The 12,871-nt window shown below is 70.5% G+C and carries 19 protein-coding genes and 1 pseudogene; 3 read left to right on the top strand and 17 right to left on the bottom strand.

All coding sequences use genetic code 11. The features are described 5' to 3' along the window. Positions 1-9: 9 nt before the first annotated feature. The 4 genes from CKO43_RS10915 to CKO43_RS25780 all read right to left on the bottom strand — a co-directional run bounded on the left by CKO43_RS10915 (position 10) and on the right by CKO43_RS25780 (position 2,451). A complete protein-coding gene (locus tag CKO43_RS10915; RefSeq protein WP_200378650.1) occupies positions 10-237 on the bottom strand; it encodes a hypothetical protein in 228 nt (75 codons plus the stop codon). Positions 238-352: 115 nt separating this feature from the next. Beyond that, a complete protein-coding gene (locus CKO43_RS10910; protein WP_200378649.1) occupies positions 353-1,744 on the bottom strand; it encodes an ATP-binding protein in 1,392 nt (463 codons plus the stop codon). A 172-nt stretch (positions 1,745-1,916) separates the two neighbouring features. Beyond that, complete coding sequence (locus tag CKO43_RS25785) at positions 1,917-2,093, bottom strand: response regulator transcription factor (RefSeq protein ID WP_242481126.1); 177 nt, start codon at positions 2,091-2,093, stop codon at positions 1,917-1,919. A 10-nt stretch (positions 2,094-2,103) separates the two neighbouring features. Then, entirely contained in the window at positions 2,104-2,451 is a 348-nt protein-coding gene (locus tag CKO43_RS25780) for a response regulator transcription factor (RefSeq protein WP_242481125.1), read from the bottom strand. A gap of 358 nt (positions 2,452-2,809) precedes the next feature. On the opposite strand from CKO43_RS25780, the gene CKO43_RS10900 reads away from it, so the two are divergent. Beyond that, positions 2,810-3,592 carry an enoyl-CoA hydratase/isomerase family protein gene (locus CKO43_RS10900; protein ID WP_200378648.1) on the top strand — a complete coding sequence of 261 codons (783 nt, stop codon included), beginning with the start codon at positions 2,810-2,812 and terminating at the stop codon, positions 3,590-3,592. Positions 3,593-3,594: 2 nt separating this feature from the next. Here CKO43_RS10900 and CKO43_RS10895 read toward each other — a convergent pair whose 3' ends face one another. From CKO43_RS10895 to CKO43_RS10840, 13 genes and pseudogenes are all read right to left on the bottom strand, one after another. After that, the gene (locus CKO43_RS10895) at positions 3,595-3,993 is read right to left on the bottom strand and encodes a VOC family protein (protein ID WP_200228237.1); all 399 of its coding nucleotides are present in this window, start codon (positions 3,991-3,993) and stop codon (positions 3,595-3,597) included. A gap of 92 nt (positions 3,994-4,085) precedes the next feature. Beyond that, entirely contained in the window at positions 4,086-4,655 is a 570-nt protein-coding gene (locus CKO43_RS10890) for a DUF4124 domain-containing protein (RefSeq protein ID WP_200378647.1), read from the bottom strand. 78 nt (positions 4,656-4,733) lie between these two features. Then, complete coding sequence (locus CKO43_RS10885; protein WP_242481124.1) at positions 4,734-5,561, bottom strand: GNAT family N-acetyltransferase; 828 nt, start codon at positions 5,559-5,561, stop codon at positions 4,734-4,736. Between the two features lie 133 nt (positions 5,562-5,694). After that, positions 5,695-6,063 carry a cupin domain-containing protein gene (locus CKO43_RS10880; protein ID WP_200378646.1) on the bottom strand — a complete coding sequence of 123 codons (369 nt, stop codon included), beginning with the start codon at positions 6,061-6,063 and terminating at the stop codon, positions 5,695-5,697. A 17-nt stretch (positions 6,064-6,080) separates the two neighbouring features. Next, on the bottom strand, positions 6,081-6,803 hold the full coding sequence (locus tag CKO43_RS10875; RefSeq protein WP_200378645.1) for an SDR family NAD(P)-dependent oxidoreductase: 723 nt from the start codon (positions 6,801-6,803) through the stop codon (positions 6,081-6,083). A gap of 9 nt (positions 6,804-6,812) precedes the next feature. Beyond that, positions 6,813-7,286 (bottom strand): GNAT family N-acetyltransferase, encoded by a 474-nt coding sequence (locus tag CKO43_RS10870; protein WP_200378644.1) that lies wholly within the window; start codon positions 7,284-7,286, stop codon positions 6,813-6,815. A 17-nt stretch (positions 7,287-7,303) separates the two neighbouring features. Further along, positions 7,304-7,726: an HAD family hydrolase gene (locus CKO43_RS26310; protein ID WP_346728244.1), complete on the bottom strand. Its 423-nt coding sequence runs from the start codon at positions 7,724-7,726 to the stop codon at positions 7,304-7,306. A 126-nt stretch (positions 7,727-7,852) separates the two neighbouring features. After that, positions 7,853-8,293 (bottom strand): annotated as a pseudogene (gene aac(6'), locus CKO43_RS26305) (aminoglycoside 6'-N-acetyltransferase); the annotation flags it as partial. 47 nt (positions 8,294-8,340) lie between these two features. Then, a complete protein-coding gene (locus CKO43_RS10860) occupies positions 8,341-8,955 on the bottom strand; it encodes a LysE family translocator (protein ID WP_200378642.1) in 615 nt (204 codons plus the stop codon). 93 nt (positions 8,956-9,048) lie between these two features. After that, the gene (locus tag CKO43_RS10855) at positions 9,049-9,432 is read right to left on the bottom strand and encodes a hypothetical protein (protein ID WP_200378641.1); all 384 of its coding nucleotides are present in this window, start codon (positions 9,430-9,432) and stop codon (positions 9,049-9,051) included. A gap of 71 nt (positions 9,433-9,503) precedes the next feature. Then, positions 9,504-9,824 (bottom strand): heavy metal-binding domain-containing protein, encoded by a 321-nt coding sequence (locus CKO43_RS10850; protein ID WP_200228224.1) that lies wholly within the window; start codon positions 9,822-9,824, stop codon positions 9,504-9,506. Positions 9,825-9,902: 78 nt separating this feature from the next. Next, complete coding sequence (locus CKO43_RS10845; protein ID WP_200228223.1) at positions 9,903-10,280, bottom strand: toxin-antitoxin system HicB family antitoxin; 378 nt, start codon at positions 10,278-10,280, stop codon at positions 9,903-9,905. Positions 10,281-10,282: 2 nt separating this feature from the next. Next, a complete protein-coding gene (locus CKO43_RS10840) occupies positions 10,283-10,480 on the bottom strand; it encodes a hypothetical protein (RefSeq protein WP_200378640.1) in 198 nt (65 codons plus the stop codon). A gap of 241 nt (positions 10,481-10,721) precedes the next feature. Between CKO43_RS10840 and CKO43_RS10835 the strand changes: the two genes are divergently transcribed. Beyond that, positions 10,722-10,865 (top strand): hypothetical protein, encoded by a 144-nt coding sequence (locus CKO43_RS10835; RefSeq protein ID WP_200378639.1) that lies wholly within the window; start codon positions 10,722-10,724, stop codon positions 10,863-10,865. A gap of 229 nt (positions 10,866-11,094) precedes the next feature. Beyond that, complete coding sequence (locus CKO43_RS10830; RefSeq protein ID WP_346728243.1) at positions 11,095-12,846, top strand: methyl-accepting chemotaxis protein; 1,752 nt, start codon at positions 11,095-11,097, stop codon at positions 12,844-12,846. Positions 12,847-12,871 lie beyond the last annotated feature (25 nt).

Raw genomic sequence — 12,871 nt, 5'->3', positions numbered from 1 at the left:
GGCGGCCTCTCAGCCGGCGTCTCGGCTTTGGCGGGCGTCGTTGCCACCGCGGGCCTTGACGTTCGTCGCGCGGCCGGCGCTGTCGCCCGAGCCGTTCTGCTTGTCGTCGGCGTGGGTCGGTGCGGCGAGCACCACCGGGCTGCCGGAAAACAGGTGCTCGACGCCCGGCAGGGCAAACAACGGATTCGTCGCGGCCCGCAGGCCCTGGGAACGCTGGAGAGTGAGAGCGGTTGTCATGGCGGTCCTGATCGGTTGGGTTCAAGCGCAAGGGCGGGATTGCCGTTGCGCTTGCACTGTCGATCTGATGCCGGCCTTCAGTCCTGGCCGGGTCTGAAGACGGGACTGAAACGTTCTAAAGACGGCCGGGCGGCTGCCCGCGGTCTTCGGCCTCGTCGCCCAGCCGGCACGCCAGCTCGCGGATGCCCACCACCAGGCGATAGGCGTTCAGTGCCTGGGCATCGCGCTGGATCAAGGACCGCTCCACCAGGCTCGCCATGACCTCCATCACCGCCCAGGGATCGAGGTCGCCGCCGGCGACCAGCTGTGTCGCGTGGTCGAGCGCGAAGACACCGTCGAACACCGCGAGCCGGCACAGCACCAGGCGCTGCATCTCGTCGAGCAGCCGGAAACTCCAGTCGAACGAAGCCATCAGCGTCTGATGGCGCGCCGGCGCACCGCGCCTGGCATTGCGCAGCAGTTGCAGATGAGCGGGCAGCAGGTCGCGCAATGCCGTCAAACCGAGTGCGTGCGTGCGCTGCGCGGCCAGCTTGATGGCCAGGGGCAGGCCGTCGAGCCGGCGGCACACGTCCAACACGAGCGCGACATTGCCTTCGTCGAGTGCGAAGCGCTGGTCCGCGGCCTGGGCCTCGTGGGCGAAGAGTGCGACGGCACCACATCGCATGGCGATGTCCGGCTGGACACCGGGCGGCGGTATCGGCAGCGTGCACAGACGCAGCACGCGCTCGCCCTCGACGCGCAGTGCCGCCTGGCTCGTGACCAGCAGGCGCGGGCCCGCCGCATCGTCCAGGATGTCTCCCGCCACGCGGGCGACGGCGTCCAGCAGGTGTTCGGCACCATCCAGGACCACGAGGGCGGGACTGGCGCGCAAGGCCGGGGCGATGTCCGACGGCGGCGCGGGCGCCCGGTCGGTGCCGTCGAGGGCCCGGGCCACGGCCTCTGGCAGCTGCTGCGCCTCGGTCAGCCCATGCACGTCGACCCAGCAGGCGCCGCGCTGCCCGGCCTGGACGCTGGCGCGTGCGCCCGCGTCCGCCAGCATGGACTTGCCGACCCCTCCCGGGCCGACGATGCTGACCAGGCGATGCGCCGCCAGCAGCTGCACGAGCAGCGCGAGTTCGTCCTCGCGGCCGAACATCTCGGCGGGTCGCGGCGGCGAGCGGGCGCCGGCAAGTCCTGCGGCCGGCCCGTGGCTACCCGCGGGCTCTGGCAGCGGCTGCACCGCAAGCCGGTAGCCGTACCCGGGCACCGTGCGGATCGCCTGCCCGCCGATCAGCTTGCGCAGCGCCGACACCTGGACGTGGACGTTGTTCTCGGTCACCACCAGGTTCGGCCATACACGGTCGAGCAACTGGTCCTTGGTGACCAGCGCCCCGCCCTGTTGCGCCAAGGCCAGGAGCAGGTCGAAGGCGCGCGAGCCCACGAGGACGGGCTGTCCGCGCACGAGCAGGCGGCGTTCGACAGGATGAAGTTCGAAACCGTCGAAGCGGAGCACCTCGCCGGGGGTCATCACGGGCCCCCAGGCCCAGCGCGCGATGCCCAGACGTTCGCTTTTGCCATGTTCGTCCCTGAGTTCTCTTGTGTCCGTCGGGCCGCAGGCGCGCGGAACGTTATGGCGCGATCTTTTGGAGCGATCCGGATCGGTGCAAATACTCCCGATGTCGTATTCGATTGCAGCGAATTCAGTCGCCGGACTCCGGCCGAAAGCCGGAACGCAGCGCGAGCGCGACCAGTTGCGCGGTGCTGCGCAGATTCAGCTTGCGCAGCAGATGTTCCCGATGCTTGCGCACGGTGAAGTCGCTGATGCCGAGCAGGCGCCCGATCTGCTTGCTGGTGCGCCCCTGGAGCACCAGCCGCATCACCTCCTGCTCACGCGCCGACAGGTTCGCGAAAATGCTGCACCGGGAAGGCGGCCAGCCAGCCTCGAGTGCGCGCATGCGCAACGAGCTGCGCCGCGTTGCGCAGACCCAGCTTTGCCAGCATGTTGCTGCGGTGCTTTCGCACCGTGGCTTCGCTGATCCCGAGCCGGGTCGCGATGTCGCGGCACGCCAGACCTTCGGCGATCGCTTCGAGGACCTGTCTCTCACGCGCCGTACAGCCGGGGGCTTCGGTTGTCATGTCTGCCGCATTGGCGGGACGCTGTTCAAGGCGCCGCGAACGACGCATAAACCAGCCGTTGCCGACATGGCCGCCACCGGCATTGCCCGGCGATTTCATCTGCCGCCGGCAATCCGCCGAATATTCTAGGCATCAATAAATCACATCCAGACGAACTCCGAGGAGATATTCACCAGAACCGGCAACTGCTCTATTGCGACGGATATCGCCAGTCGATTGCGCGCTGGCACCAGCGATGCTGCCCGCCCATCTTCTGGCGTCAATCCGCAGCGGCATGGGCTGCAGCAACCGGGTCGCCACCGTCGCCGCCGGTCCGCCCCCGCTCGACGCCTGACAGGGCGCATCGCACCTGCAGCCTGAGGCGAACCGGGCCGGTGCCGGCGCCGGCCGCACCTGGGGGGAGAATTCCGCTTCCCGGCCGCCACCTGGCGCGGCCGGCCGCAACAGGAGTCCCCCGATGGACCAACCCTCCCCGCTGCGAGTCGAACGCGAGGGCGCGATCCTGCGCCTGACCGTCGACCGGCCGGAGCGCCACAACCCCTTGTCGATGGCGGTGCTGACCGCGCTGCGCGAAGCGCTGCTGCAGCACGCCCACGACGACAGCCTGCGCTGCGTGCTGGTCAGCGGCGCCGGCGAACGCTACTTCGCCGCCGGCGGCGACGTGCTGGAGCTCGAGTCGGTGCGCAGCGACGACGACGCGCGCCTGATGTCCGACCGCGGCCGCACCGTGCTCGACACGGTGCGCGACTGTCCGGTGCCGGTGGTGGCGGTGCTCAACGGCGACGCCATCGGCGGCGGCAGCGAGCTCGCGGTGGCCTGCGACTTCCGCCTGATGCGCGAAGGCACGCACATCGGCTTCATCCACGGCAAGCTGGCCATCACCTCCGCCTGGGGCGGCGGCCCCGACCTGGCGGCGCTGGTCGGCCCGGCGCGTGCGCTGCGCATGATGTCGCGCTGCGAGCTGGTGCCGGCGCAGACGGCGCTCGCCTGGGGCCTGGCCGACCTCGTCGTGCCCGACGCGGCGGCGATGCCGGCGGCGGTCGAGGCGTTCATCGCGCCCATCCTGGCCCAGACCCGCGCGGCGCTGACCGGCGCCGTCGAGCAGACGCGTGCGCTGCGCCGCGGCGAGCCCTACCGCGAACGGCGCGAGATCGAGCAGCGCCATTTCGTGCACGCCTGGGTGCACGAGGACCACTGGGCGGCGGTGGAGCGCTTCAAGACGAGGAAGCGCGGCGCCTAGCGTCAGCGCGCCGGCGGCGCGTGGCAGGCGACGGCGAGCTTGTTGCCGTCGGGGTCGCGGAAGTAGGCGCCGTAATAGTGCTCGTGGTACTCGGGCCGCGGCCCCGGCGGCCCTTCGCAGCGCCCGCCGTGCGCCAGCGCGACGGCATGCACACGATCGACCGTCGCCCGATCGGCGGCGAGCCAGGCGAGCATCTGGCCGTTGCCGGGCGCGTGCGGCGCACCGTCGTGAGGGTGGCCGACGAGGAACAGCGGCCGCGCGACACCGGGCGCCTGCCAGCCGGCCCAGGGACGCTCGTGTTCGACGAAGCGGCGTTCCAGGCCCAGCGCGGCCATCACCGGGCCGTAGAAGGCGAGTGCACGCTCGAAGTCGGCACAGCCGACGAAGACATGGGAGAACACCGTCAGGCTCCTGCTGGCAAGGGGTGGGACCGGACACGCGGGGCGCGGCGCGGCCCGCGTGTCCGGTCTGCGCAGCTTGCCACGCGCCGACGCTAGCGGATGTAGCGCCGGCAGCGCTCGACCGGCGGTTCGTGCACGACGTTGCAGACCGCGAAGGCTTCGGCCTTGACGCCGCCGCCGACGGTGCGGTACGGGCCGAAACAGGCTTCGCTCTCGTCGTACAGGCGCTGCCAGGTGTCGCAGTCGGTCTGCTCGTCGGGCAGCTGGCTGGGCCGCTTGCCAACGGGCCGCGACGCCGCAGGCGGCACCGGCGCGGCCGTGGGTTCGCCCCCCGTGTCCACCGCCGCCGCCTTCGCCTTCTGCTGCTGCAACCGCTGCTGCGCCTGGCGCTGCTGCTCCGCGGTCGGCGGGGCCGGCGGCTGCAGCGGCCTGGCCGTGTCGCGGTAGCGCTCGGGCACCACTTCGGAGTAGTGCACGGTGCCCGTGTCGTCGACCCAGCGGTAGACCGTCGAAGCGTCCGCTGCCACAGCCGGCAACACGCAGCCGCAGAACAGGAGCGCCGCGATCCGTCTCGCCAGGCCGCCGGCACGACGGGCCGAGCCGGATCCGTGGACCGGCTGGTGCTGGCCGGGGATCGTCGGGGGCGGAAGCTGGCGGGTCATCGGCGACTCCTGGCGCTATGGCCGCAAGCCTAGCCGGCCGGCCCGCATCACGAAAGCCGCCCGTGACGGCATCGGCGCTCAGCCGGCGAGCCGCTTGTCGTACAGGTCCAGCGTCTCGCCACCGTGGGCGACACGCTCCAGCCGGCGCCAGCCGCAGCGCTCCAGCAGCGAGGCGGCGGTGGCGGTGGCGCAGTACAGCCGGGTCTCGCCCAGCGCCGCCGCGCGGCGCTCCAGTTCGAGCAGCAAGGCACGGCCGATGCCCAAGCGGCGCAGGCCCGGCAGCACCACCGCGGCGCCGACCCAGGGGCCGAGCTGCGGCAACGAGGCCAGCCCTTCGCGCTTGAGCGCCATGAAGCCGCAGGGATGGCCGTCGAGCCGCGCCACCAGGCCGAAGGGCAGCGCGTCGTGCTGCGCGTAGGCCTGCAGGTCGTGCAGCGCATGGCCGGGACCACCGGGGCCGTAGTGCGCGGGCCACTCGGCCTCGAACCAGCCGCGGATCAGCGGGATCAGGTCGGGCCGTTCGGCCAGTGGCACAACCTGCGCAGCCGGCGGCGTGCCGCGCATCACGACGACCTCGACGCGCGTCTCGGCAGCGCCGCGCACGAAGAAGCTGTGCTCGACGGCGACGAAACCGTGGCGCTCGTAGAAACGCTGCGAGTTGCGCGTCGCGACCACCGTCAACGGCCCGTCGTGCCCGCGACGCGCCTGCGCCAGGGCCACCTGCAGCAAGCGGCTACCCAGGCCGCTGCCGGCAGCCTCGGGCCGCACGAAGAGCAGCGTCACCTCGCCGGGCACGGCGGCGCAGAAGCCGAGCACGCGGCCGTCGCGCTCGGCCAGCGTCATCTGGCCGGTCTCGATCGCCGGGTGGTGGATGGCAGGCGTGCGGCCCTCGAACCAGGCCGCCATCTGCGCCGGCGTGTAGGCGGCGGCGCACAGGTGCAGGACGGCGTCCTGGTGGGCGTCGAAGACCGCCGGGCGTCAGCGAGCACGGCGGGGCGCAGCGTGATGGCGCCGGCAGCCAGCGGTTCGGGCCAGGCCGTCATCTCAGCTGCTCTCCATAAGCCGAGGAAAAGTCGAGCGGTGGAGAGGTGACCGACAGGTAGATGAAGGGTTCGGCGCCGGTGTTGCGCAGGCCGTGCACCTCGCCATCGGCAAAACGTGCGACCTGGCCGGCCGCGAACGCCGCCAGGGCGCCATCGGCCAGCAGCAGCGTGCCCTGGCCGGCGACGGCCACCCAGACCTGCTCCGACGCCGCGTGCACATGGCGCGGCTGCTCGGCGCCGAGCGCCAGCACGACACGCGTGATCGTCAGCCGCGTCGACGCGGAGTTGTACGGGGACAGCAACTGCCAGGATTCGACGCCGGGGTTGGCGAGACGGATGAAGTGGTCGGGGGCGAGGAGTTCCATGGTGCTCTTGGCAATGCTCAGGCCGCCGCCAGCGGCGCGTCGTATCGTGCCCCCGACTCGAGGTCGTCGCGCGCGACGAGTTCAAGGATCGCGGCGGCCACGGTATCCGCCGGCACCAGGCCACCCGCCTCGTAACGCCGGACGAAGCGCAGGACCTCGGGAAAATCTTGCGCGGAGGTGTCGCGGATCAGCGCCTGCATCCCGGTGTCGATGACACCCGGGTCCACCGACACCGCGACGAACGGCCGCGGCTGGTGACGCTCTTCTACCGCCAGCCCCCGGATGAACGCTTCCATGCCGGCTTTGGCCGTGCCGTACAGCGACCAGCCGGCATAAGCCTTGAGCGCCGCGCCCGACGAGACGTTGACCAGCAGCTTGCGCCCGGGCGAATCGCGGAAGTGGCGCATCACCTCGCTCAGCACGAGGATGGCCGACGACAGGTTGACGTTCAGATGGGCGAGGACCTCGTCCACCGGCTTGGCCCAGACCGGGCCAATCGGGTCGAGCCGGCCGGCGTTGTTGAAGACCAGCACCTCGGCGCATCGCGCCGGGTCGATCCCCGCTAGCACCCGAGACACAGCCGTGACGGCCGTCGCAGGATCGGCCAGATCCAGATGGTGCGAGAACACGTGCGGCGCGGTCCGAGAGAACTCGAACACCTGGAAGCCCGCGCGCCGCAGCAGCAGGCATAAAGCGGCACCCAGCCCCTTCGAACCGCCCGTGACGATCGCGATACGCATCGAATGCTCCTAGGGGGACGCCGCAGCAGAGGAGGCGTCGAACTCGTAGATCCACGCCGGCGGCCGCGCATGTTCGTGCACGGCGAGCCCCGGCTTGCCGGCCAGCAGCTCGCGCCAGAAGACGAGCGCCGGGCCGTTGTCCTGGCGCACGCCGACGCGCCAGCGGCCCGGCCTCAGGGCGAACAGCATTTCGGCAGCGAGGCGCCCGCAGCCCTGGCGGCGGTGCTCGGCAGCGACGTAGAACTCCACCAGCTCGGTGGTGCCGGCGTCCACCTGCTCCAGCAGCGCGAAGCCGGCCGCGGCGCCGTCCAGCCAGAGCAGGAAGGCCGCGCAGCGCGCATCCGACCCGTAGCGCTCCAGCCCCGGGTACGGCCCCTCGGCGCCGAAGCCGCGCAGGTACGGGACCATCATCGCTTCGACGAGCGCACGGTGCTCGGGCCGCGCGGGGCGGACCTCCAGCGCGGGTGTCGTGTGCAGCGTCATCCGCGCCCCTCCCCCGTTCACGACGCCTGGATCACCCAGCGCGCGAAGGCCGGCAGGTCGGCGACGACCGGCACCTCGTCCCCGTCGGTCGCCACGGCACCGGCCGGGTTCAGCCACACCGCCTGCACCCCGAAGCGCCGCGGCGCCCGCACATCGTGTTCGAGCGAGTCGCCGACCATCGCGATGTGCGCCCGCGGCACGCCCAGGCGGCGTTCGACGGCGTCCCAGAACTCGGGCTCGTCCTTGCGGTGGCCGAGTTCGGTGAAGCAGAAGACGTGCTGGACGTGGCGCCCGAGGCCGACGCGGCGCAGCGCCAGTTCGATCATCGGCCGGCGCGAGGCCGAGGCGTTGGTGGCGATGGCCAGCGGCAGCCGCCCGGCCAGCAGCGCCAGCGCCTCGGCGGCGCCGGGCAGCGCCTGGACCTGCGGCCACAGCCCCATCGGCGTGTCCGCGGGGCCCTGCTCCGACATCAGCGTGCCGCCCCAGTCGAAACACACGGCCTGGACCTCGTGCAGCGGGTTGGCCGCCTGCGCAGCGGCGACGACGGCCGTCGCCGGCAGCCCCGCCAGCGAACGCCGGTAGAAGACCACACGCTCGGTCTCCTCGAAGCCCAGGTGCTCGTGCAGCGCCTGGCTGGCAAGGTTGTCGAGCGCGGTGTCGGACGCCAGCTCGGCGCAGCCGCGGCTGCGTGCCCAGGCGGCGACGGCGTCGACCAGCGCACGCGAGACGCCCTGCCGGCGCGCCTCGGGCACGACGTACAGCCCTTCGAGGAAACCGACCGGGCTGGAGTCGGTGCCGTTGACGTAGTCGTGGCGGACCGAGGCCTCGGCCAGGCCGAGCGCGGCGCCCTCGTCGTCGCGGGCCAGGAACTGTGCATAGCGCTCGGGATCGGCAAGCTGCGACTGCATCTCGTGCACGTGTTCGGGCTCGGCGGCGTCGGGCCACAAGGCCAGGCGCAGGCGCAGCCAGGCCGGGTGCGGAAGCGTGGTGAGGGCCTCGATCTTCATGCAGCGGCGCGTGGCGGGATGCAAGAGCCGGCTTGCGGGCGCGGGGCTTAGCGCTCGCTGGCCGCGAGCCGCGCGCCGAGCCCGGCGAAGACCGCGGCGAAGCCGTAACGCAGCCGGCGCTGCACCGCGGCCGACTCGATGACGTGGCGGCGGAACGCGTGGGCGACGAAGCCGTAGGCGACGAAGACGACGAAGGTCATCGCCATGAAGATCGTGCTCAGGCTCAGCAGTTGCAGCAGCGGCTGCGCCGCCCCCGGCTCGACGAACTGCGGCAGGAAGGCGAGGAAGAAGATCGTCAGCTTCGGGTTCAGGATGTTCAGCAGCAAGGCCTTGAAGACGATGGCCGGCGCGCCGGCGCGTGCGACCGTGCCGTCGACCGCGAACGCCGACGGGTCGCGCCAGGTGGCCCAGGCGAGGTAGAACAGGTAGGCCACGCCCGCGTACTTCAGCAGCTGGAACGCCAGCGCGCTGGTGTGCATCACCGCCGCCAGGCCGAGGATGGTGGCCGCCAGGTGCGGCACGATGCCGGCGGTGCAGCCCAGGCTGGCCCAGACGCTGGCCTTGCGGCCCTGCACCAGCCCGGTCGACACGGTGTAGACGACGCCGGTGCCGGGGATCAGCACGACGACCAGCGAGGTGACGAGGAACTCGAGACTGACCATGCGGGGCTCCTGCAACGATGGTGGCCGGATGCTAGCCGTGTGGCGCGGCCTGAAGCGCGCGCTCGCCCGCAAGCGGGTGTACGGGCGCGCGGCCTAGCCGTAGCGGCGCTGCCACTCGGCGGCGTCCAGCCGCTCGACCGCGGCTTCGTAACGCGCCTGCGAGTCGGCTGCGAGCGTGCCGCCGGGGGACTGCATCAACTCGAAGAAGTGTTCGGCGAGCGCGGTGCAGACGGCGTGGATCGCGTCGTGGCGGCTCAGGCCACCGGCGCGCAGCCGCGCCATCGCCCGCACGACCGGGGCCAGGCCGAGCGCGATCTGGTTCTCGACGATCGCGTGGAAGGCGGCGTGCGCCGCGACGTTCGGCAGCTGGATGCGCGCTGCGCGGTGGTACTGGGCGGCCAGGTCGATGCGGGTCTGCTCGGGCAGGGCGAGCCACTGGCCGGCGTCGGGTTCAAGGGCGGGGTCGTAGCGCGGCATCGTGGGCCTCCAGCGGCGTCTGCCCGGGCATTGTCGCCGGCCGCATCGGCGGCGGCGGCGGGCCCGCGCGGCTACTCGAGCACGACGGCGGTGCCGCTGGCCGACACCATCAGCATGCCGTTGCCCTGGCCCAGCACCTCGTAGTCGAGGTCGACGCCGATGACGGCGTTGGCGCCGACGGCACGCGCGCGCTCTTCCAGTTCGGCCAGTGCGATGTCGCGAGCGCGCTGCAGTTCGCGTTCGTAGGTGGCCGAACGCCCGCCGACGATGTCGCGGATGCCGGCGAACAAGTCCTTGAAGAGGTTGGCGCCGAGGATGGCCTCGCCGGTGACGATGCCGCAGTAGCGGCTGACCTTGCGGCCTTCGACGCTGGGGGTGGTGGTGAGGATCATGCGGGCTCCAGATGGGCTACCGGGAAGGAAGGCGCCGGCTTCGGCGCCCGGCGTGGCGGGGTAACGGCCACGGTTCGGTCATCCCGCGCATTTGGCGCGTGCCGTCGTGCCGCTGGTGCCCAGGCCCTGGGCGATGAAGGTGAGCACCAGCGTGTTTAGCGAAACCCCTTCGGCGCGCGCCCGCGCGGCAAGCTGGGCGTGCACGGTCTTGGGCACCCGCGCGACGAACCTGCCGGACGCGACGCCGCCGCTGTTGGGGGCCGGTATCGGCAGCTTCTTCGCCTTGAGCGTCGCGATCGTCGCTTTCAGGGCATCGCGGCCGTTCTCCAGCGCCTGCTCGACCGTTTCGCCGTCGGAGATGCACTCGGCGAAGTCGGGGAACGAAACCAGATAGCCGCCACCATCGTCTTCGGCGAGAGGGCGCACTTCGAACGGGTAATCGGTCAGCTTGCTCATGGTCATGCTCCGTCGATCAGATCGATGAACTTGCGGATGTAGATCGGCTTGATCGGCCGGTGCGCCGGGACGGACAGCGTGCGGCCGTCGTCACGCACGAAGACGCAGTGACTGCTCTTCTGGTGCCGCCAGCCGACCCCGTGCTGTCGAGCGACCACCTGGAGATCCGCGATCTGCCAGTCCAGCGCGCGGCCTCTCATCGCCGCGAGGATCTTCGCCGCGGAGTTATCGGCGTGATACTACCCGTAGAACCACCATCCTGCCGCGCACGGGCCGGCTCAAGCCTCGGCCGAGCCGGGGCTGTCGCCGCAGGAGCGGCGCGCGACGTAGGTCTCCAAGGCCCGAGCCTCCCGCTCGTCCAGCGCGCTCAGCGCCCGCCCCACCGCCGCCGCGTATTGGCGGCAGGCCCACGAGCGCCGTCACAACGGGTTCGTCGCGTCGATGAACGGACGGCTTCAGCAAGCCAAGCGCGCTGCGCGCGGACGCAGCACCGCCAAGAACTTCATCGCCATCAGCTACCTGCGCCTGTCACACCTGAAGAACGTGCCGGCTCACCCGTTCAGCGCCGCCACGCCCGTCAGGTGAGCCCGTCGCAGTGCACACAAAACGGTATTTAGCCGGCAGGACGCAGGCGACACGATGAAACGCGGCCGAGTGTGCGGTGTTTGGCGTAATTTATTTGCAGTTAAATGTACTGAACCCAGACCCGGCGGCCTCAGGTTTCTACCGGGTTGTATGCTGATCACAACCGAGATCCAGGATGGCTTGCGTCGCGGCATTTTTTTGACGATGTATCTGAACATCTGGAGATCACGTGGGTGCCTTTTTGAATAATCTGCCGGTGGCAAAACGCCTGGCAGCGGCTTTTGCGCTGGTTTTGATGCTGTCGGTGGCCATCATCCTGATCAGTCTGGCGCGCATGAATGCGGTCGCCGATGCCACCCGGCAGATGCTGGCCAACCCGGTCAGGACCGAACGCATGGTGAGCGACTGGTACCGCAACATCCACACCGGCATCCGCCGCACCTCGGCCATTGCCTACAGCAGCGACCCGAAACTGGCGGACTTCTTCGCTGACGACCAGGCGCAGTCGTCCAAGAGTTCAGCGGAGCTGCAGAAATCCCTCGACGAGCTGCTGGACACCGACAAGGAGAAAGCGCTCTACGCGGCCATTCGAGTTCAGCGCAAGGTCTATGTCGAAGCGCGCGATGCAATTCTCAAGCTGAAGAAAGAGGACAAGGTTGAAGACGCCAGGCAGCTGATGCAGGAAACGTTCGTGCCCGCCGGCAAAGCCTACCAGGCCAAGATCGAGGAACTGGTTGCACTGCAGCGCGAGGAGATCGATGAACTGGGCCAGTCGATCCAGGACAACTACGTCGCCAGCCGCAATTTGATGATCATGCTGGAAGCTGCCAGCGTGCTGCTCAGCATCACCGTGGTCTGGTTGCTGTCCGGCAGCATCACCCGGCCTTTGTCACAGGCCAATGCCATCGCCCGCAAGGTGGCTGAAGGCGAACTCGGCACCCGCATCGACAGCCAGCGCCGCGATGAACTGGGGACCTTGCTGGGCAGTCTGCGCGACATGCAGTCGAGCCTGGTGACGGTCGTCACCAATGTGCGCCAGGGCTCGGAGTCGGTGGCCACCGCCAGTGCTGAAATCGCCCAGGGCAACAACGACCTGTCCGCCCGCACCGAAAACCAGGCCGCCGCGCTGGAGCAGACCGCCGCCTCGATGGAGGAACTGGGTTCCACCGTCAAACAGAACGCCGATGCCGCCCGCCAGGCCAACCAGTTGGCCATGAACGCGTCCACCGTGGCGACCCGCGGTGGCGAGGTCGTGAGTGAAGTGGTCGAGACGATGAAGGGCATCAACGAATCGAGCCGCAGGATCAACGACATCATCAGCGTCATCGATGGCATCGCGTTCCAGACCAATATCCTGGCGCTGAACGCCGCCGTGGAAGCGGCGCGCGCCGGCGAGCAGGGCCGTGGTTTCGCCGTGGTGGCGTCCGAGGTTCGCAGCCTGGCCGGGCGCAGCGCCGAGGCCGCCAAGGAGATCAAGAGCCTCATCGGCGCCAGCGTCGAGCGCGTCGAGCAGGGCACCGCGCTGGTGGACCGGGCGGGCGAGACCATGACCGAGGTGGTCAACGCCATCAAACGCGTCACCGACATCATGGGCGAGATCAGTGCGGCCAGCGTCGAGCAGAGCGCCGGTGTGTCCCAGGTCGGCGAAGCCGTCACGCAGATGGACCAGGCCACGCAGCAGAACGCGGCGCTGGTGGAGGAGATGGCGGCAGCGGCCACCAGCCTGAAGATGCAGGCTCAGGATCTGGTGCAGGTGGTGGCGCAGTTCAAGCTCGGCGCCGCGGAGCAGCAGGCTGTGGTGGCAGCGCCGGCGCCGGCCCGCTCGCACGCCGCTGCAGCGCCCAAGCTTGCGCCGCGTCCCCGGGCGAGTGCGCCCAAGGCCACCGCCGCCAGCACGCCGCTGCCGTCCAGGCCCGCCGCCCCCCAGGCGGGCACGCCAGCCGCCACCTCCGGGGGCGAAGGCGACTGGGCGAGTTTTTGAGCCCGGGCGGTCGACACCGCGTGCG

The sequence above is a fragment of the Rubrivivax gelatinosus genome (assembly GCF_016583785.1).
Taxonomy (GTDB): Bacteria; Pseudomonadota; Gammaproteobacteria; order Burkholderiales; family Burkholderiaceae_C; genus Rubrivivax; species Rubrivivax gelatinosus_B.
This window is presented reverse-complemented; position numbering and strand designations above follow the sequence as displayed.

Coding starts and splice junctions, on each gene's coding strand:
- CKO43_RS10845 (WP_200228223.1), bottom strand. CDS start 10,280: ATGAGCAAGCTGACCGATTACCCGTTCGAAGTGCGCCCTCTCGCCGAA.
- CKO43_RS10875 (WP_200378645.1), bottom strand. CDS start 6,803: ATGCGTATCGCGATCGTCACGGGCGGTTCGAAGGGGCTGGGTGCCGCT.
- CKO43_RS10870 (WP_200378644.1), bottom strand. CDS start 7,286: ATGACGCTGCACACGACACCCGCGCTGGAGGTCCGCCCCGCGCGGCCC.
- CKO43_RS10850 (WP_200228224.1), bottom strand. CDS start 9,824: ATGATCCTCACCACCACCCCCAGCGTCGAAGGCCGCAAGGTCAGCCGC.
- CKO43_RS10910 (WP_200378649.1), bottom strand. CDS start 1,744: ATGACCCCCGGCGAGGTGCTCCGCTTCGACGGTTTCGAACTTCATCCT.
- CKO43_RS26310 (WP_346728244.1), bottom strand. CDS start 7,726: ATGGGGCTGTGGCCGCAGGTCCAGGCGCTGCCCGGCGCCGCCGAGGCG.
- CKO43_RS10915 (WP_200378650.1), bottom strand. CDS start 237: ATGACAACCGCTCTCACTCTCCAGCGTTCCCAGGGCCTGCGGGCCGCG.
- CKO43_RS10840 (WP_200378640.1), bottom strand. CDS start 10,480: ATGAGAGGCCGCGCGCTGGACTGGCAGATCGCGGATCTCCAGGTGGTC.
- CKO43_RS10860 (WP_200378642.1), bottom strand. CDS start 8,955: ATGGTCAGTCTCGAGTTCCTCGTCACCTCGCTGGTCGTCGTGCTGATC.
- CKO43_RS10890 (WP_200378647.1), bottom strand. CDS start 4,655: ATGACCCGCCAGCTTCCGCCCCCGACGATCCCCGGCCAGCACCAGCCG.
- CKO43_RS10880 (WP_200378646.1), bottom strand. CDS start 6,063: ATGGAACTCCTCGCCCCCGACCACTTCATCCGTCTCGCCAACCCCGGC.
- CKO43_RS10835 (WP_200378639.1), top strand. CDS start 10,722: ATGAACGGACGGCTTCAGCAAGCCAAGCGCGCTGCGCGCGGACGCAGC.
- CKO43_RS10855 (WP_200378641.1), bottom strand. CDS start 9,432: ATGCCGCGCTACGACCCCGCCCTTGAACCCGACGCCGGCCAGTGGCTC.
- CKO43_RS25780 (WP_242481125.1), bottom strand. CDS start 2,451: ATGAAATCGCCGGGCAATGCCGGTGGCGGCCATGTCGGCAACGGCTGG.
- CKO43_RS10885 (WP_242481124.1), bottom strand. CDS start 5,561: ATGGCGGCCTGGTTCGAGGGCCGCACGCCTGCCATCCACCACCCGGCG.
- CKO43_RS10900 (WP_200378648.1), top strand. CDS start 2,810: ATGGACCAACCCTCCCCGCTGCGAGTCGAACGCGAGGGCGCGATCCTG.
- CKO43_RS25785 (WP_242481126.1), bottom strand. CDS start 2,093: ATGCGGCTGGTGCTCCAGGGGCGCACCAGCAAGCAGATCGGGCGCCTG.